Genomic DNA, 18669 nt, shown 5'->3' with positions numbered 1-18669 from the left:
CTTACCAAGTCCCGCAACGCAGCATGGCGCGCTCACAGCTTTAGCCCGGAGGGCCGAACCCCGAGAGAATTCGGTAGCCATCACGCGGTATGGATCTGGAGAAAACAACTTCAATCCTCAACGTATTTCGATAGGGGTGAGACGGGGCCGCAATTTACTGTGGGCACGCCCTGCCGCCGCGAGTATAACGGCGAACTGCTGAGCGTTCGTCAGGGTCTTAACTTCACACGATGACGCTTCGTTAACAGATGACTCAGGAGATTCCCATGCGCTTACCTTTTCGCCTGATCGGCGGTGTACTGGTTACCACCCTGCTCACTCAGATCACCGCGTGCGGTTCGATTTTCTATCCCGACCGGCGCGGCCAGATCGACGGCAAGATCGACCCGGCGATCGCCGTGCTCGATGCCGTGGGCCTGTTGTTCTATATCCTTCCCGGCGTGATTGCGTTTGCCGTGGACTTCGCCACCGGCGCGATCTACTTCGAACCGGGCCACACGGCGCAGGTCGATCCGGCCAGGCTCAAGCAAGCCATTGGCCCGGACGGCCAGGTCGATAACCTGAAGTTGCAGGCTATTCTCGAAACCGAGCTGGGCCGCAATCTGCCGCTGGACGACCCGCGCCTGATCCAGCACAAAGGCAGCACCCAGCAACTGGCGATGTTCGGCCTGCAACCTGCCGCATAAGGAATTGACGCACCCATGACCACAAGCCCCGAACACGCCCGCCTGCTGCGGCTGGCGACCCGCGCCTCGGTGGCGGTGGCCTGTACGCTGATCATCGCCAAAGCCATCGCCTGGTGGCTGAGCGGTTCGGTGAGCATGCTCGCCGGCCTCACCGACTCGGCCCTCGATGGCGTCACTTCGTTGCTCAATCTGCTGGCGGTGCATTACGCGTTGCGCCCGGCGGATGACGATCATCGTTATGGCCACGGCAAGGCCGAGTCCTTGGCGGGCATGGCGCAGGCGCTGTTCATTGGCGGCAGTGCGGTGCTGATCGCGTTTCAGGCTTATGAGCGCCTGAAAAATCCCGAGCCGCTTGGTGCGCCATGGCTGAGCATCGGGGTGATCGTGTTTTCCCTGGTGCTGACGGCGGCGCTGCTGATGTTGCAGCATCGGGTCATCAAGCAGACCGGCTCCAACGCCGTGCGGGCGGATTCGCTGCATTACCGTTCGGACCTGTTGCTCAACGGCAGCATTCTGATTGCGCTGGTGTTGGCCGGATTGGGTTTCGAGCAACTGGATGCTTGGTTTGGTCTGGGGATCGCGGCATACATTCTGTGGAGCGCAATCCAGATCGCCCGGGAAAGCTTTTCGGTGCTGATGGATGAAGAACTGCCGGCGGATGTCAGTCAGCACATGCTCGAACTGGCGTGCGGCGTGCCGGGCGTATTGGGCGCGCATGATTTGCGTACGCGGATTTCCGGCAATCACTGGTTCGTGCAGTTGCACCTGGAATTGCCGGGGGAGCTGACGCTGTCAGTCGCCCACGGCATCAGCGATCAGGCGGCGGATGCCATTCACAAAGCCTACCCACGGGCCGAAGTGCTGGTTCACGCCGACCCGCAGGAAGTGGTCAAAGCCGCTCGGGCTCAGTAGTTGACCTGATAACCGCGACTGCTCAGGCAATTGCCCTGGGCCTGGCGGTAGGCCTGCACCACTTCGGGCGCCGGTTGATAAGTCGCGGTGCGCGGATTGAAGCCGCTCTGCTGCACCGCGTACTGATAGCACTCGTAACCATCGCGCTGAACCTGCTCCGGTGACTGACCGTTGGCCGGATACGCCTCCACGTCATAACCATTGCCGGTCGGCTGCGGTGGCTGCTGTACCGGCGGCTCGACCACCACGTAATCCTGCGTTGCTTCCTGATAGGCGTAGTACGAACCGGCGGCGAGGAACAGCAGCGAACCGCCGATCCACACTTCACGGGCGTAATCCGGCAGGTACTGGATGCGAATCCCGCGTGGCGGCTGAACCACGATGTAGCGCGGGCCTTGCGGGCGATACCAGTAGCCGCCGGAGTAGAAATAGTCCTGGCCGCGATACGGCACGCGGTAGTCACGATCCGGGAAACGATCGATCACATGGCCCGGCCGGTATTGCGGGCCGGGGCCCCAGCCGTTGCCATGCCCATCCGGGCGACCCGGCCAGCGGTTGTCGTTGGGGCGGTTGCCGGTCTGCCAGTTCTGGTGATAACCATTCTGCGGGCGCTCGTCGCGGTAGTAACCCTGACGCGGTTCCTGGGTCTGGCGCACGGTGTCGGGGCGCGGCTGGATCGGCAGATCGTTGGCCGGCAATTGCGGCGGCGGTGGCGGCTGGCGCACCGGGTTGGGGTTATAGGCCGGACGTGGCTGGTTCTGGTTCTGCCACTGGCCGTTGTTCGGTTGGCCGTGATTCTGCTGCCCGTTGTGCTCGAACTGGCGGCTGTTGTCGCCACGAATGATGTCGTTGTTCTGCCGCTGCGGATTGTTCTGGCCGCGCTGCTGATCACCGCCGCCATGCCCCTGATTGTTGCCCTGATGCTCCGGCCCGCGTCCGCCGCCGTCGGGGCCGCGATTCTGCGGCTCATCCGCCAGCGCTTGCGCACCGACACTCATACACAGCAAACCAACACTGGCCAGACGCCAGATGCGCGACTTCATGAAATTCCTCACTGCGCACTAGCGCCTGAAATTAAGAGGGCTTGTAGCTAAGACCGGGGATGGGCACACCGGGTTCTGCTACAGGTTATCAGTCACGTCATTTATTTATTGAGCGAGAGGGGCCAAATCGCGGGCAAGAAAAAAGGGAGACCCGTCGGCCTCCCTTCTAGAGAACTTCGTCCTGGCTCGACGCTTTTGACGTCGGCTCACCTCACGCCGTCTTCTGGACAGTGTGCAGCTCGGGGGCCGGCACGACCCCGGTGGGGGTGGCGGCCGCGGCGGGCCGGATTGGGCGGGCCGCATTGGACTGTGTTACCGAGCAGTGATTCTGGTGATAAGAATAGGCCCGGAGCCGCGACAGATGATTGCGAAGATTGCTCAAATAAACATCACTTGCGCAATTTTTAACCCTGGATAGATAATCCGCCGCAATAGTTAAGACAAAGGACCGTTTGATGAGCAAACTCGACCGTTACGACCTGAGTATTTTGGCGGAATTGCAGCGCGACGCCCGCATCTCCAACCAGGAACTGGCCGAGCGCATCGGTCTGTCGCCCTCCCCGTGCTCGCGCCGGGTCAAGCAACTGGAGGACGACGGTTACATCTCCCGTCAGGTCGCCCTGCTCGATCGCAAGATGCTTGGCCTGAGCCTGACCGCCTACGTGCTGATCGGCATGGACCGGCACACGCCGGAGCGTTTCGAGAATTTCGAAGCGGCGATCCGCACCTTGCCGCAGGTGCTGGAATGCAGCCTGGTGACCGGCGTGGATGCCGACTATCAGCTGAAAGTGGTGGTGCCGGACATGGATCATTATCAGAAGCTGCTGCTGGGGCATCTGACCCGGATCGAAGGCGTGACCAGCGTGCGCTCAAGCTTTGTGTTGAATCAGGTGCTCAACAGCACTGAATTGCCGCTGACTCATCTGCGCAGCTGAAATCGACGAATGACTGCGGCACACCGACGCAGGTCAATGCTGCGTCGTTCGCCGCTGGCGTATACTCCCGGCCGCCCTTTCAGCCGCGTAGCGCCGGAGATGCCCGATGGATCCAGCAGTATTTGAAGAATGGATGATGACCGGTCTGGTCAGCATCCTGATCATTTTCATGGGTTTCATCGTCTGGGATCTGGCGAAGAAGTCCAAGGCCGGGCGCTTTGGCTCGTTCATTCTGTTCTTCGTGCTGGGCCTGGGCGTGGCCGCGTTCATCATCAAGAGCGTGGTGATAGGCCTGATCGAGTCCGGCGCCTTATAAGCGCGCCGGCACTTCTTTCCACTGGCCCTGATCGAGCCCTTCGATCGTCCAGTCACCAATCCTGACCCGCACCAGCCGCAACGTCGGCAGCCCGACCGCCGCCGTCATCCGCCGCACCTGGCGGTTGCGCCCTTCGCGAATCACCAGTTCCAGCCAGGTGGTCGGAATGGTTGCGCGAAAGCGCACCGGCGGATTGCGCGGCCACAGCTCGGGCTCATCCAGTTGCCGCGCTTGCGCGGGCAAGGTCATGCCGTCATTCAATTCGATGCCGTCGCGCAGACGCTGCAACTGCTCGGCCGTCGGCACGCCTTCGACCTGCACCCAATAGGTTTTCGCCAGCTTGTGCTTGGGGTCGGCGATCCGCGCCTGCAACTGGCCGTCGTTGGTCAGCAGCAGTAAACCTTCGCTGTCGCGGTCCAGCCGTCCGGCCGGATAAATGCCCGGAACGTCGATGTAATCCTTGAGCGTCGCCCGCCCTTCGCCGTCGCTGAATTGCGTCAGCACATCGAACGGTTTGTTGAACAGGATCAGCTTCGGCTCAGCGGGCGGTGCCTTGGCGACACGGCGCGGGGCTGAAGAAGCTGGCTTCGCGCCGGGGCGGCGGGAAGGTGGACGTTGGGGACGGGACATGGCGAAAAGAACATCTAACGGTCGGGGCTGCTAATGCTAGTGCCCCGACCGCCAAATGACCACGACAAACCGTTAGCGGAACGGCGGTTCGTCGAAGCTGCGCAGTTTGCGCGAGTGCAGCGAATTGAGTTCGGTGCGCAGCAGATCCACTGCTTCGATACCGATCTTCAAATGCTGGCTGACCGCACGTTCGTAGAACGCGTTGGCCGAACCCGGCAGCTTGATTTCACTGTGCAGCGGCTTGTCCGAAACGCACAGCAACGTGCCGTACGGCACCCGCAGGCGATATCCCTGGGCGGCGATGGTGCCGCTTTCCATGTCCACGGCCACGGCGCGGGACAGGTTGATCAGCGGTCGTTCCTGAGCCCAGCGCAATTCCCAGTTACGGTCATCGTAGGTCAGCACAGTGCCGGTGCGCAGGCGCTTCTTCAGCTCTTCGCCTTTTTCCCCGGTGATGTTGGCCGCCGCTTGTTGCAGCGCCAGTTGCACCTCGGCCAGGGCCGGGATCGGAATGTTCGGCGGCACTACGCGGTCGAGAATCCCGTCGCGACGCATGTAAGCGTGGGCCAGCACGTAGTCGCCGATGGTCTGCGACTGACGCAGGCCGCCGCAGTGACCGATCATCAGCCAGCAATGCGGACGCAACACGGCCAGGTGGTCGGTGATGTTCTTGGCGTTGGACGGGCCGACACCGATGTTGATCAGGGTCACGCCGTGGCCATCGCTGGCGATCAGGTGATAGGCCGGCATCTGGTAGCGGTGCCAGACCACGCCGGCGGCAATCGCCGAGGCTTCGCCGTGATCCATGCCTTTTTCGATGATCACGTTGCCCGGCAACACCATGCGCACGAAACGCGGGTCGCGGCGCAGTTGTTCCAGACCATGGACGATGAACTGGTCGACGTAACGGTGGTAGTTGGTCAACAGAATCCACGGCTGCACATGGCGCCAGTCGCTGCCGGTGTAATGCACCAGACGGCGCAGCGAAAAATCGACGCGGGCCGCATCGAACAGCGCCAGCGGCAGCGGATCGGTATTTTCCCAGTCGTAGAGGCCATCGGCGATTCCATCGGTGGCGGCGGACAGGTCGGTACTCGGAAACACCCGCGCCAGTACCGCAGCGGTGACGCCGGAGCCGGCCAGTTCATCGCCCTGCTCGACCACGTACGGGTACGGAATGTTCTGCTCGCTGACCCCGACTTCGACGGTCACGGTGAAGTCATGCATCAGCGGCGTGAGCTGCTCGAGCAGGTATTTGCGAAACGCCGCCGGGTGGGTGACGGTCACGCTGTAGGTGCCCGGCAACTGCACCTTGGCGTAGGCGCGGGTGGTCTGCGGGACTTCGCCCTGGCAGTGGTAGGTCAGACGCAGTTCGGGATAACGGAACAGGGCACGTTGCTCGGCGTCGGGCTCGACGCGATCCTTGAGATAACGCTTGAGCGCCGAGTTCAGCGCCGTGGTGGCCCGCTCATGCAGCTCGGCGAGACGATCCACGGCCTGTTCGGCGGTTTGAACGACAATAAACGCTTCGGTCACGATCAGCTTCCTGTGTTCTGACTTGCAGAGCTTCATCTTGCCTGCATCGTGGCGTCACGGAAACAGTGGCGTTGTGGGTTCACCCTAATCTTTCAAACAATGAAGATCCCTGTGGGAGCGGGCTTGCCCGCGATGAGGCCATCACATTCAACATCAAAGTTGACTGACAGGCCGTCATCGCTGGCAAGCCAGCTCCCACAGGGTTTTGTTGTGTCCGGGCGATCTGGATCAGAAACCTTGCGGCGTAGAGCGGGCAACGATGGCTTCGACATCCAGCCCGCGCGGCAACGCGCCGTAGACCCGCCCGCCACCGTTCAGGCGACTGGCGATAAAAGCATCGCTGACCGCCGAATTCCCGGCCTCCAGCAGCAGCTTCGCTTGCAGTCCCAAAGCGATGTCTTCGGTCAGTTGCCGAGCGCGGTACTGAATGTCACTGGTGTCCTTGAACTGCGCCTGCAATTGCTGAATGTGCGCGGCCAGTCGCTTGTCGCCATGACCGTCGCCCAACTCGCTGAACAACACATCGAGCACGCCCGGCTCTTTCGACAAGGCGCGCAACACGTCGAGGCATTGCACATTGCCGGAGCCTTCCCACGTCGAGTTCACCGGCGCCTCGCGGTACAGCCGCGGCAGGATGCTCTCCTCGACATAGCCAGCACCGCCCATGCATTCGGCGGCTTCGTTGATCATTCCCGGCGCACGTTTGCAGATCCAGTATTTGCCCACCGCTGTCACCAGTCGGGCGAACTGCGCTTCATGGCGGTCATCGAGATGATCCAGCGCCTTGCCCATGCGCAGGCTCAGGGCCAGCGCGGCTTCGCTTTCCAGCGCCAGATCGGCCAGCACGTTCTGCATCAGCGGTTGTTCGCTGAGCAGTTTGCCACCGACCTTGCGATGGGCGCAGTGATGGCTGGCCTGGGTCAGCGCCTGACGCATCAGCGAGCTGGAGCCGACCATGCAATCGAAACGGGTCATGGCCACCATCTCGATAATGGTCGGCACACCGCGCCCTTCCTCACCGACCATCCACGCCAGCGCACCACGGAACTCCACTTCGCTGGAAGCGTTGGACTGGTTGCCGAGTTTGTTCTTCAGACGCTGGATGTAGAACTGGTTGCGCGTGTCGTCCGGGCGATGGCGCGGCAGCAGAAAGCAACTCAAACCCTTGTCGGTCTGTGCCAGCGTCAAAAACGCATCGCACATTGGCGCCGAACAGAACCACTTGTGGCCCACCAATTCATAGGCCTGGCCCGGGCCGCTGGCGCCGACCGGATAAGCCTTGGTGGTGTTGGCGCGCACGTCGGTGCCGCCCTGTTTCTCGGTCATCGCCATGCCGATGGTGACGCCGGCCTTGTGGGCCATGCCGACATTGCGCGGGTCGTATTCGGTGGCGAGGATTTTCGGCAGCCATTGCTCGGCCAGATTCGGCTGCAAACGCATCGCCGGCACGCTGGCGAAGGTCATGGTCAACGGGCAACCACTGCCGGCCTCGGCCTGACTGTGCAGATAGCTCATGGATGCGCGGGCGACATGGGCGCCGTCCTGTGGATGAGCCCAGGGTAACGACGTCAGACCATGCTCAATGGCGGTGCGCATCAGCTCGTGATACGCCGGATGAAACTCCACCAGATCGATGCGATGACCGTAGCGGTCATGGCTGGCGAACACCGGTTTGTTCTGGTTGGCGAGGAATCCGGCCTCCATCAGCGGCCCGCCGGCCAGCGCGCCGTAAGCATCGATCCGCGACTCGGCCCAGCCGGCGCCGAACCGCCGCGACCACTCCTGCAATGGCAGGTCAATGCGGTACAGGTTGGTGCCGTCCAGCGACGGTGGCTGGTTGGTGACTTCGTGGGTTTCGGCGAACTGATGCAGGTTCATGACGGGGCTCCTTGATCGGCCAGAGCTTCAGTTAAGCACCGCCCCGGAACCGATCAAAGTGTCATATCGGCCTAATTGCCGGCGCTTTCACCCTGTCAGCAACTCAACACCCGTCGCTGCATCGCAACCTGCAGATCCTCGAATTTCACCGGTTTACTCAGATAGTCGATCGAGCCACCCGACGCGCAATGCTCCCGATCCGCCCCCAGCGCGATCATGAACACCGGCAGATGGGCGCATCCCGGCAGTTCACGAATCTGGCAACACAGCGATGCCCCGTCGAGCGGTGGCAGCTGGCAATCGATCAGCACCGCATCGAAGCGCTCGCGCTGCAAACAGTCGAGCGCCGCCGCGCCGTGGTCGGAGGTGCGCACCCGGAAACCGAGCTTGAGCAACATGCCGCGCATCACCAATTGATTGACGCTGTTGTCGTCCACCAGCAAAACGGTGCAATCCTGCGGCGCGCGCACGGTGTCGCGGCTGAACGCGGGCACGGCTTCCACTTCCGGCAACTCAAACTCGACATCCAGTTGAAAGCGGCTGCCACTCCCCGGTTCGGAACGGTGCGTGAGCTTGCCACCGAGCAATTCCACCAATTGACGGCAGATCGCCAGACCGACGCCCAGCCCACCGTATTCGCGGGTCATCGAACCGTCGAGCTGGAAGAACCGCTGATACAGCGTGGCCTCGCCCAGATCGGTAAAACCGATGCCGGTGTCGATCACCGCGAAGGACAGCGCCAGCCGATTGTCCGTCGACGGTTTGCCGGTGACCCGCAAGGCGAGGCCGCCTACGCGGGTGAACTTGATCGCGTTGTCCAGCAGGCATTCCAGGCATTGCGCGAGTTTGGCGCTGTCGCCATGCAGGCGATCCGGCAGGGTCGGCTGCACGTCGACCTTGAAGTCCAGCGACTTGCTCGAAGCGTTGCCATCGAACTGCATCCGCAACGCCTCGACCACCCCGCGCAGGCTGAAACTGCCCGCCGTTGCCTTGAGCTTGCCAGCCTGCAATTCGGTGAGGGTCAGGATGCCGTTGACCATGCGCATCATGTCCCGCGCTGAACCGGCGGCGGTCTGCTGGTATTGCTCCAGTTCCGGATCGAGTTCGACGGTCTGCATCAGCTCCAGCGAGCCGATCACGCCATTCATCGGCGTACGCAGTTCGTGAGTGAGGGTCGCGAGGAATTCGTCCTTGAGCTTGTTGCTGTGGGCCAGTTGCTGGTTCAGCACTTCAAGTTTCTGGCCGGCGTCGAACAAGGTCTGCGCCTGTTGTTCGCGCATGGCGTTGATGCGGTCGGCCAGCGCCAGTGACAGTAGCGCCACTTCGATGGCCGAACCGATCTGGCTGGCGTACATGGTCAGGAACACATTCGGCAGCAGGCCCAACACCATCATGGTGTTGACGATGCCGCCGATCAGGAACGCCGACCAGGCAATGATGAAATAACGCGCCACCCGCAGGCCGCGCCACCAGGCCAGGATCCCGGCGGCGAAGATCACTACGGTGAAGGTCAGGGCCAGGGTCGTCGCCAAGCGCAGGGCCAGACCATAACTGGTCATCAACGACAGGCCGATCACCACGGCGCCAAAAACGATCAGAGCGATCAGCAGGCGATCGAGCCAGCGGCTGTGGTTCCTGGTCTGCAGGAAACTGCGGGCGAACTGGCTGCCGAACAGCCCCGCGCAACCGATGAAAAATGGCGTGGCGGCGTTGGCCCACCATGGATTGTCCGGCCAGAAATACTCGACCGCCGCGCCATTGACCGACAGCTGATAAAGGCCGAACGAGGCGATATAGAAGATGTAATAGAGGTAACTGGTGTCGCGCACGCTGAGGTAGATGAACAGGTTATAGACCAGCATCCCCAGCAGCACGCCATAGATAACCCCCAGCACGTACAGGCGCACCGGCTGGTCTTCGAGGTACGCGGTGCTCGACCACAACGTCACCGGCGCCTGGATCGAGCCTTCGCTGGACAACCGCAGGTAAACGGTTCGTTGCTGATCCGGCTTGAACGCCAGGTCGAACAGGTAATTGTTCTGGCGGATCTCACGACTGGCGAACGGCAAGGCGTCCCCGGTCTGCCGCACCAGACGATAGTCACCGGCCGCATCGGGCAGATACAGGTCGAGATGATCGAGCGGCGGATACGCCAGTTCCAGCAGCCAGCTGCGTTGCGCCGACGGGTTGGTCGGGCGGTAATGCAGGTCGATCTTCAGCCAGAACGCCGAGCGCGAATAACCGGCATTGAGCGTGGCTTTATCATGGGGTTTGAAGTTTCCGGCGGCGGCTTGCGCGCGGACGTCGGCAATGCTCGCCTGACCGCTCGGGTCTTCGAACACTTGCAGGGATCGACCCAGCGGGAGGCTCTGGGTGAACTCGTCGAATTCGACGGCGTTTGCCAGGAGGGGCAAACAGAACAACATCATCAACAAATAGCGCATTGAAGCCCCAGCGTGGCTTGGCCGGTTGTGTCAGGAAGCCCCCCATTCCCTTTGAGATGACGTAAAACCGGTATTACCTGTTATTGGTTTGGATCCACTCTAGCATAGCCGTTGATGGCCATTGAGCACCATGGAAATTTTTCCTACAAAGGCTCTAGAACGGGCGTTCCAGAGCAGAACGCCGGGCTAGAGCTGTTGACTCGGTCAGATTGTGACAACCGATGCCGTTCCCCGTACCCATGTCATCGGCCGCGCGCTGCGCCACAACACCCGAAAAACAGGTTTGGTGGTAAGCTCGCGCACCATGAATATCTACAGCTCACGCCCCGTTGTCCTCTGTCTCTCCGGCCACGATCCCAGTGGTGGCGCCGGCTTGCAGGCAGATATCGAAGCCCTGCTCGCTCAGGGTTGCCATGCGGCTCCGGCCGTCACCGCCCTGACCGTGCAAGACACGGTCAACGTCACTGACTTTCGCGTCCTCGACCGTGAGTGGGTACTGGCCCAAGCCAATGCCGTGCTCAACGACTCCGAAGTCGCGGCGGTGAAACTGGGCATGCTCGGTTCCCTGGAAATGGTCGACACCGTCGTCGAACTGCTTCAGGCGCACCCGCACTTGCCAGTGGTCTGCGACCCGGTGCTGCGTGCCGGCGGCGGCGGACGCCTGGGCAAGGACGAAGTCGGCTACGCCATGCGCGAACGCCTGCTGCCGCTGTCGATCATCGCCACCCCCAACCTTCCCGAAGCCCGGATCCTTGCCGAACTGCCGGAAGGCACCGCGGACGAGTGCGCTGAAAAACTCCTGCCGTTCATCAAGAACCTGCTGATCACTGGCGGTCACGGCGACGAAACCGAAATCCACAATCGCCTGTACAGCCGCGACGGCCTGCGCGAAACCTTCAAGTGCCAGCGCCTGCCGGGCAGCTATCACGGCTCCGGCTGCACGTTGGCCAGTACCCTCGCCGGCCGCCTGGCACTGGGCGAAAACCTTGCCAGCGCGGTGCGTACCGCGCTGGATTACACCTGGCGCACCCTGCGCGATGCCGAACAACTGGGCAAAGGCCAGTTCGTGCCGCGTCGCCTGCCGCTGGATTTCTGTTCCTGATGTTTCGAGCCTGAGGTCTGCGCGATGAAACTACGTGGCCTGTATGCCATCACCGACAGCCAGTTGCTGGCCGGCAAGTTTCTGTCCTACGTGGAGGCGGCGCTGGAAGGCGGCGTCACCCTGCTGCAATACCGTGACAAGAGCAGCGACGAAGCCCGCCGTCTGCGTGAGGCCGAAGCCCTGCGCGATCTGTGCGAACGCTACAAGACGCAACTGATCATCAACGATGACGCCGAACTGGCCGCGCGTTTGAACGTCGGCGTGCACTTGGGCCAGACCGACGGCCCGCTGTCGCCAACCCGCGCCCTGCTCGGTTCGAAAGCAATTATCGGTTCGACCTGCCACGCACAGCTTGAACTGGCCGAACAGGCCGCCAAAGAGGGCGCGAGTTATGTCGCCTTCGGTCGCTTCTTCAATTCCAATACCAAACCCGGTGCACCGAGTTGCAGCCTCGATCTGCTCGACGACGCCAAGCGCACCCTGCACCTGCCGATCTGCGCGATCGGCGGCATCACCCTCGACAACGCCGCGCCGCTGGTGGCCCACGGTGTCGATCTGCTGGCCGTGGTCCATGGCCTGTTCGGCGCCGACAGCAGCGCCGAAGTGACCCGCCGCGCCCGCGCCTTCAATGAATTACTAAAAGTCTGAGAGCCCGATCATGTCTCGTTCCGAAACTCTGTTTGCCAACGCCCAGAAACACATTCCCGGTGGCGTGAACTCGCCGGTGCGCGCGTTCAAGAGCGTTGGCGGCACGCCGCTGTTCTTCAAGCACGCCGAAGGCGCCTACGTCACTGACGAAGACGACAAGCGTTATGTGGATTACGTGGGTTCCTGGGGCCCGATGATCCTCGGCCACAGCCACCCGGACGTGCTGGATGCGGTGCGCAACCAGTTGCAGCACGGCCTGTCCTACGGCGCGCCGACCGCGATGGAAACCGAGATGGCCGACCTGGTCTGCTCGCTGGTGCCGTCGATGGAGATGGTACGCATGGTCAGCTCCGGCACCGAAGCGACCATGAGTGCAATCCGTCTGGCCCGTGGTTTCACCGGCCGCGACAGCATCATCAAGTTCGAAGGCTGCTACCACGGTCACTCCGACAGCCTGCTGGTCAAGGCCGGTTCCGGCGCGCTGACCCAGGGCGTACCAAGCTCTGCCGGCGTACCCGCAGCGTTCGCCAAACACACCCTGACCCTGCCGTTCAACGACATCGACGCGGTTGAAAAAATGCTCGCCGAAGTCGGACAGGACGTCGCCTGCATCATCGTCGAGCCCGTGGCCGGCAACATGAATTGCGTACCGCCGGCGCCGGGTTTCCTCGAAGGCCTGCGCAGCCTGTGCGACAAGCACGGCGTGGTGCTGATTTTCGACGAAGTGATGACCGGTTTCCGCGTCGCCCTCGGCGGCGCCCAGGCTTACTACGGCGTAACCCCGGACCTGACCACCTTCGGCAAGATCATCGGTGGCGGCATGCCGGTCGGCTGCTTCGGCGGCAAGCGCTCGATCATGGAGCGCATCGCACCGCTGGGCCCGGTCTATCAGGCAGGCACCTTGTCGGGTAACCCGCTGGCAATGGCCGCCGGCCTGACCACCCTGCGCCTGATCAGCCGTCCGGGTTTCCACGCCGAGCTGACCGACTACACCACGCGCCTGCTCGACGGCCTGCAACAGCGCGCCGATGCCGCCGGCATTCCGTTCGTGACCACCCAGGCGGGCGGCATGTTCGGTCTGTACTTCAGCGGTGCCGACGACATTGTGACGTTTGAAGACGTGATGGCCAGCGATGCGGCGCTGTTCGGCCGCTTCTTCCACCTGATGCTGGAAGGTGGCGTGTACCTGGCACCGAGCGCCTTCGAAGCCGGTTTCACCTCGATCGCCCACGGCGAAGCCGAGTTGAAACTGACCCTCGACGCCGCCGAACGCGCCTTCGCTAAATTGAAATAAAACGCCCTGCCGCTGACGTTGGCCATTGCCAGCGTCAGCGTTCTCCTACATCCGCGCGCCTTTTCCGACACGCCTGCCAAAAATCTCCCATAAAGTGGGCGATATATTTCCCGCGCAGCAGAAAATCGAGTAAAGACTTTGTAAGGATGGCCCTGCTTATTTCATAATGCGCGCTTATTGGATCCCTCGACGGGTCCGCGCGCCCTTCAGAGGTAAGTCGATTCCCATGAACCGCACCGGCCGCACCCTTGCCTTGGGCTGCCTGTTGCTCCTTCAGCCGCTGCTCGCACATGCACAAGCAGGCGGCAACTCGTTGTTGATCCCGGCGATGGGTCGCTGCACCCTCAATACTCAGCCGCAAGATGTCACGCAGGCCCTCGCTGCCTGCCAAAAGGCGGCGGATGAGGGGGATGCGCAAGCGCAATACGAGTTGGGTGAGTTCTACTACGACGGCAAGAACGCGCCGCGCGACCTCAATCAAGCCTTGAGCTATTTCGAAAAGGCCTCGCTGCAAGGCCATGCCCAGGCGCAATTCAAGCTCGGCACCATGTTCTTCCACGGTGAAGGCGTGCAGGCCAACAACATTCAGGCCTACATCGTGCTGAAGATGGCGGCGGTCAACGGCGCCGAAGACGCGCTCGACACCGCCGACGAAGTGTCCGAAAAGATGTCCCGCGAAGACCTGGAAACCGCGACCCAGGTGCTCGGGCAAATTTTCCGTAAATACCTGATGGAACTGCAGAACGCCGACGGGCGTACGCCGTTTTCGCCCCTTCCCTGACTAACGATAGCTCTCGCTCTTTGCGTCACCGACGCGGAGCGTCGAAGGCGGCATTCCCACGCAGAGCATGGGAACGATCACTTTCATAAAGTCCGGTTTTACTTCTCAGGCATCGGCATCGGAAACGGCATCACGTTACCAACGCCGCCACGGGCTTCACTGATCTTCGGCGTGCCCAGACGCTCGACCTCGTCGATGCGCACGATCGAGTGCATCGGCACAAAGCTGCGCACCACGCCTTCGAACTGCGCCTTGAGCTTTTCTTCGCTCGGGTCGACGACCACTTGCGTGCGCTCGCCAAAGACGAACTCTTCCACTTCCAGGAAGCCCCACAGATCACTTTGATAGATCTGCTTGGCGTACATTTCGAACACCTGGCCCTGGTTGAGGAAAATCACCTTGTAGATTGGAGCTTCGCGTTTGGTCATGGCGGGCGGACGACATCGGGGTAAAAATGAGGGCGCGAACTATAGCATAGCCACCGGACGCACAGCGGTAGGAACCTGAGGACATGTTCCCTATAATGCGCGGTTCTTTGAACCACGTGACGACCCTATTCCATGGCCAAGAAGCTTTACATTGAAACCCACGGTTGCCAGATGAACGAGTACGACAGCTCGCGCATGGTCGATCTGCTGGGCGAACACCAGGCCCTGGAAGTCACGGCGCGCGCCGAAGATGCCGACGTGATCCTGCTCAACACCTGCTCGATCCGCGAACGCGCCCAGGACCGGGTGTATTCCCAGCTCGGACGCTGGCGCGAACTGAAACTGGCCAACCCGGACATGGTGATCGCCGTCGGCGGTTGCGTGGCCAGCCAGGAAGGTGCGGCGATCCGTGATCGCGCCCCGTACGTCGACGTGGTGTTCGGCCCGCAGACCCTGCACCGCCTGCCGGAAATGATCGACGCCGCGCGCATCAGCAAGCTGCCGCAAGTCGACGTGTCGTTCCCGGAAATCGAAAAGTTCGACCACCTGCCCGAGCCGCGCATCGACGGCCCGAGCGCCTACGTGTCGGTGATGGAAGGCTGCAGCAAGTACTGCACGTTCTGCGTGGTGCCTTACACCCGTGGCGAAGAAGTCAGCCGACCGTTCGACGACGTGATCGCCGAGATCATCCACCTGGCCGAAAACGGTGTGCGTGAAGTGACCCTGCTGGGGCAGAACGTCAACGGCTATCGCGGGCTGACCCACGACGGTCGCCTGGCGGACCTGGCCGAACTGATCCGCGTGGTCGCGGCGGTCGACGGCATCGACCGCATCCGCTACACCACTTCGCACCCGCTGGAATTCTCCGACAGCCTGATCCAGGCCCACGCCGAAGTACCGGAACTGGTCAAGCACCTGCACTTGCCGGTGCAGTCGGGTTCGGACCGGATCCTGGCCGCGATGAAACGCAACCACACGGCGCTCGAGTACAAATCCAAGCTGCGCAAACTGCGCGCCGCCGTGCCGGGTATCTGCATCAGTTCGGACTTCATCGTCGGTTTCCCGGGGGAAACCGAGAAAGATTTCGAACAGACCATGAAGCTGATTGCCGACGTCGGTTTCGACTTTTCCTACTCGTTCGTCTACAGCCAGCGCCCGGGCACCCCGGCCGCCGATCTGGCCGACGACACCCCGGAAGAACTGAAGAAAGAACGCCTGAACGCCTTGCAGCACCGTTTGAACCAGCAAGGGTTCGAGATCAGCCGACAAATGGTCGGTTCGGTCCAGCGGATTCTGGTGACAGATTATTCGAAGAAAGACCCGGGCGAGCTGCAAGGGCGCACCGAGAATAACCGTATCGTCAACTTCCGCTGCGATAATCCGACCCTGATCGGCCAGTTCGCCGACGTCCACATCGACGCGGCGCAACCGCACTCGCTGCGCGGCTCGCTGATCCAGTAACAAATATCAGAAACACTGAGAATTCTGTGGGAGCTGGCTTGCCAGCGATAGCGGTACGACAGGCGACATATTGGTCGGGGCTGATGGCCTCATCGCTGGCAAGCCAGCTCCCACAGTGGCCTGCATTGTTCTTGAGAACAGGCTCATCCATTTAAGAGCTTTCGCACCCACGCCGCTGGCGTTATCCTTCAATTCATCCCAATTGCCCCAGGGCGGCTAAATACGACCTTGAACGCACCCATCGAACCACATCGTTTCATCCTCGAGCCCTTTGAGGCTCGCCGCTTCGCCAATCTGTGCGGGCAGTTCGACGAGCACTTGCGGCTGATCGAACAGCGCCTGGCCATCGAGATCCGCAACCGCGGCAATCAGTTCGAGCTGATCGGCGAACCCAAGCACACCACTTCCGCGGAAAACCTGATTCGCCGCCTGTACCGGGAAACCAAGGGTTCAGAGCTGTCGCCGGATACGGTTCACCTGTTCCTCCAGGAATCGGCCGTCGAGCAACTGGACAACCCCGCCCCCGCCGAAGCCTCCGTCGCCCTGCGCACCAAGAAAGGCATGATTCGCCCACGCGGCTTGAATCAGTTGCGCTATGTGAAGGAAATTCTCGGCAACGACATCAACTTCGGCATCGGCCCGGCCGGTACCGGCAAGACTTACCTGGCTGTCGCCTGCGCCGTCGATGCGCTGGAGCGCGAGCAGATCCGGCGCATCCTGCTGGTTCGTCCGGCGGTCGAAGCGGGTGAAAAACTCGGCTTCCTGCCCGGCGACCTGTCGCAAAAGATCGACCCGTACCTGCGCCCGCTCTACGACGCGCTCTACGAAATGCTCGGTTTCGAATACGTGGCCAAGCTGATCGAACGTCAGGTGATCGAAGTCGCGCCGCTGGCCTACATGCGCGGTCGCACGCTGAACAACAGCTTCATCATTCTCGACGAGAGCCAGAACACCACCGTCGAGCAGATGAAGATGTTCCTGACCCGGATCGGTTTCGGCTCTACGGCCGTGATCACCGGCGACATCACCCAGGTCGACCTGCCGCGCGGCACCAAATCCGGACTTCATCACGTCATCGAAGTCCTGAAAGATGTGCCGGGCATCAGCTTCACCCACTTCCAGCCCAAAGACGTGGTGCGCCATCCGTTGGTGCAACGCATCGTCGAAGCCTACGAGCGCTTCGAGACGCGTTTGGCCGATGAAGCGCCAAAGGATACTCGCCACGATGCTTGAGCTTGACCTGCAAATCGCGACCGAAGCGTCTGCGCCGACCGAAGCCGAGTTCCGCCAATGGTGCGAACTGGCCCTGCGCCAGCGCACAGCCGACTCGGAAATGACCATTCGTCTGGTCGACGAGGAAGAAGGCCGCGAACTGAATCACACCTGGCGGCACAAGGATTACGCGACCAACGTCCTGTCCTTTCCCGCCGAAGTGCCCGACGAGTTTCTCGATATTCCGCTGCTGGGCGATCTGGTGATCTGCGTGGCGGTGGTCGAGCGCGAAGCCGCCGAACAGGGCAAGGAACTAAAGGCTCACTGGGCACATCTGGTCATTCACGGCTGCTTGCATCTGCTTGGTTACGACCATATAGATGACGAGGAAGCCGAGGAAATGGAAGCACTGGAACGCGAGTTGCTTGCCGAATTGGGTTATCCCGATCCGTACGCGGACGACGAAACCGAAACATCCCCTACTGTTACAACAAAGGATTCAGAGTAATCGCTATGAGCGAAGATCGATCGAGCAACGGGCAAAAGTCATGGCTGGGTAAACTGACCCAGGCTTTTGCCCACGAGCCGAAGAACCGCCAGGAGCTGCTTGAGCTGCTGCGCGATGCACATCAGAACAAACTGCTGGACAGCGAAGCGCTGGCCATCGTCGAAGGCGCCATCCAGGTGGCTGACCTGCAGGTTCGCGACATCATGGTGCCGCGCTCGCAGATGATCAGCATCAAGGCGACCCAGACTCCCCGCGAATTCCTCCCTGCCGTGGTCGACTCGGCCCACTCGCGCTACCCGGTCATCGGCGAAAGCCATGACGACGTGATGGGCGTGCTGCTGGCCAAGGATCTGCTGCCGCTGATCCTCAAGGAGAACGGCGACAGCTTCAACATCAAGGACTTGCTGCGCCCGGCCACGTTCGTGCCGGAGTCCAAGCGTCTGAACGTGTTGTTGCGTGAATTCCGCGCCAACCATAACCACATGGCCATCGTCATCGACGAATACGGTGGCGTGGCCGGTCTGGTGACTATCGAAGACGTGCTCGAGCAGATCGTCGGCGACATCGAAGACGAGCACGACGTCGAAGAAGACAGCTACATCAAGCCGCTGCCCAGCGGTGATTTCCTGATCAAGGCCCTGACGCCGATCGAGAACTTCAACGAGTTCTTCGACAGCGAATTCTCCGACGACGAGTTCGACACCGTCGGCGGGCTGGTGATGAGCGCGTTCGGGCACTTGCCAAAACGCAACGAAATCACTGAAATCGGCGCCTATCGTTTCCGCATCCTGAACGCCGACAGCCGTCGGATTCACTTGCTGCGACTCACGCCAATCGCCCGGTAAATTTAAGGAC

The 18669-nt window shown here is 61.5% G+C and carries 18 protein-coding genes; 12 read left to right on the top strand and 6 right to left on the bottom strand.

What is annotated here, in order from left to right; all coding sequences use genetic code 11:
* Positions 1-266 precede the first annotated feature (266 nt).
* Entirely contained in the window at positions 267-686 is a 420-nt protein-coding gene (locus ACTJK7_RS19595; RefSeq protein ID WP_108563322.1) for a polyribonucleotide nucleotidyltransferase, read from the top strand.
* 15 nt (positions 687-701) lie between these two features.
* A complete protein-coding gene (locus ACTJK7_RS19590) occupies positions 702-1598 on the top strand; it encodes a cation diffusion facilitator family transporter (RefSeq protein WP_108563323.1) in 897 nt (298 codons plus the stop codon).
* Here the strand turns inward: ACTJK7_RS19590 and ACTJK7_RS19585 are convergent.
* On the bottom strand, positions 1592-2641 hold the full coding sequence (locus tag ACTJK7_RS19585) for a DUF6515 family protein (RefSeq protein ID WP_236196054.1): 1050 nt from the start codon (positions 2639-2641) through the stop codon (positions 1592-1594). The genes ACTJK7_RS19590 and ACTJK7_RS19585 overlap by 7 nt on opposite strands.
* A gap of 455 nt (positions 2642-3096) precedes the next feature.
* Between ACTJK7_RS19585 and ACTJK7_RS19580 the strand changes: the two genes are divergently transcribed.
* Both ACTJK7_RS19580 and ACTJK7_RS19575 read left to right on the top strand, forming a co-directional pair.
* The gene (locus tag ACTJK7_RS19580; protein ID WP_007909658.1) at positions 3097-3576 is read left to right on the top strand and encodes an Lrp/AsnC family transcriptional regulator; all 480 of its coding nucleotides are present in this window, start codon (positions 3097-3099) and stop codon (positions 3574-3576) included.
* Positions 3577-3682: 106 nt separating this feature from the next.
* On the top strand, positions 3683-3892 hold the full coding sequence (locus ACTJK7_RS19575) for a DUF2788 domain-containing protein (RefSeq protein WP_003228500.1): 210 nt from the start codon (positions 3683-3685) through the stop codon (positions 3890-3892).
* Here ACTJK7_RS19575 and ACTJK7_RS19570 read toward each other — a convergent pair.
* From ACTJK7_RS19570 to ACTJK7_RS19555, 4 genes are all read right to left on the bottom strand, one after another.
* Positions 3887-4522 (bottom strand): pseudouridine synthase, encoded by a 636-nt coding sequence (locus tag ACTJK7_RS19570; protein WP_108563325.1) that lies wholly within the window; start codon positions 4520-4522, stop codon positions 3887-3889. The two genes, ACTJK7_RS19575 and ACTJK7_RS19570, sit on opposite strands and share 6 nt — an antisense overlap.
* 72 nt (positions 4523-4594) lie before the next feature.
* Positions 4595-6094, bottom strand: coding sequence for an AMP nucleosidase (gene amn / locus ACTJK7_RS19565; protein ID WP_199912990.1), 1500 nt, complete (start codon positions 6092-6094; stop codon positions 4595-4597).
* A 192-nt stretch (positions 6095-6286) separates the two neighbouring features.
* Positions 6287-7936, bottom strand: coding sequence for an acyl-CoA dehydrogenase family protein (locus ACTJK7_RS19560; protein WP_108563326.1), 1650 nt, complete (start codon positions 7934-7936; stop codon positions 6287-6289).
* A gap of 95 nt (positions 7937-8031) precedes the next feature.
* A complete protein-coding gene (locus ACTJK7_RS19555; protein WP_440780325.1) occupies positions 8032-10380 on the bottom strand; it encodes a 7TM diverse intracellular signaling domain-containing protein in 2349 nt (782 codons plus the stop codon).
* A gap of 304 nt (positions 10381-10684) precedes the next feature.
* Between ACTJK7_RS19555 and ACTJK7_RS19550 the strand changes: the two genes are divergently transcribed.
* From ACTJK7_RS19550 to ACTJK7_RS19535, 4 genes are all read left to right on the top strand, one after another.
* Positions 10685-11482, top strand: a complete 798-nt coding sequence (locus tag ACTJK7_RS19550; protein ID WP_039771996.1) for a hydroxymethylpyrimidine/phosphomethylpyrimidine kinase — start codon at positions 10685-10687, stop codon at positions 11480-11482.
* A gap of 24 nt (positions 11483-11506) precedes the next feature.
* A complete protein-coding gene (gene thiE / locus ACTJK7_RS19545) occupies positions 11507-12130 on the top strand; it encodes a thiamine phosphate synthase (RefSeq protein ID WP_064382166.1) in 624 nt (207 codons plus the stop codon).
* Positions 12131-12140: 10 nt separating this feature from the next.
* Entirely contained in the window at positions 12141-13424 is a 1284-nt protein-coding gene (hemL, locus tag ACTJK7_RS19540; RefSeq protein WP_064599654.1) for a glutamate-1-semialdehyde 2,1-aminomutase, read from the top strand.
* Positions 13425-13650: 226 nt separating this feature from the next.
* A complete protein-coding gene (locus tag ACTJK7_RS19535; protein WP_047296791.1) occupies positions 13651-14205 on the top strand; it encodes a tetratricopeptide repeat protein in 555 nt (184 codons plus the stop codon).
* A 98-nt stretch (positions 14206-14303) separates the two neighbouring features.
* Here the strand turns inward: ACTJK7_RS19535 and ACTJK7_RS19530 are convergent, their stop codons facing one another.
* The gene (locus ACTJK7_RS19530) at positions 14304-14633 is read right to left on the bottom strand and encodes a DUF1820 family protein (RefSeq protein ID WP_027617776.1); all 330 of its coding nucleotides are present in this window, start codon (positions 14631-14633) and stop codon (positions 14304-14306) included.
* A gap of 132 nt (positions 14634-14765) precedes the next feature.
* Here ACTJK7_RS19530 and miaB point away from each other — a divergent pair, with 132 nt between their 5' ends.
* The 4 genes from miaB (at position 14766) to ACTJK7_RS19510 (ending at position 18659) form a co-directional block, all read left to right on the top strand.
* Positions 14766-16094, top strand: coding sequence for a tRNA (N6-isopentenyl adenosine(37)-C2)-methylthiotransferase MiaB (gene miaB / locus ACTJK7_RS19525; RefSeq protein WP_011336083.1), 1329 nt, complete (start codon positions 14766-14768; stop codon positions 16092-16094).
* A 228-nt stretch (positions 16095-16322) separates the two neighbouring features.
* On the top strand, positions 16323-17327 hold the full coding sequence (locus tag ACTJK7_RS19520; protein WP_064382170.1) for a PhoH family protein: 1005 nt from the start codon (positions 16323-16325) through the stop codon (positions 17325-17327).
* A complete protein-coding gene (gene ybeY, locus ACTJK7_RS19515) occupies positions 17320-17814 on the top strand; it encodes an rRNA maturation RNase YbeY (protein WP_007958682.1) in 495 nt (164 codons plus the stop codon). Before ACTJK7_RS19520 ends, ybeY begins: the two co-directional genes overlap by 8 nt.
* 5 nt (positions 17815-17819) lie before the next feature.
* Positions 17820-18659 carry an HlyC/CorC family transporter gene (locus ACTJK7_RS19510; RefSeq protein ID WP_007909641.1) on the top strand — a complete coding sequence of 280 codons (840 nt, stop codon included), beginning with the start codon at positions 17820-17822 and terminating at the stop codon, positions 18657-18659.
* Positions 18660-18669: the final 10 nt, after the last annotated feature.

This window comes from Pseudomonas sp. 22085, from assembly GCF_052045815.1.
GTDB lineage: Bacteria > Pseudomonadota > Gammaproteobacteria > Pseudomonadales > Pseudomonadaceae > Aquipseudomonas > Aquipseudomonas glycinae.
Note: the sequence above shows the minus strand (reverse complement) of the source record. Positions and strands in the feature narration are given on the sequence as shown.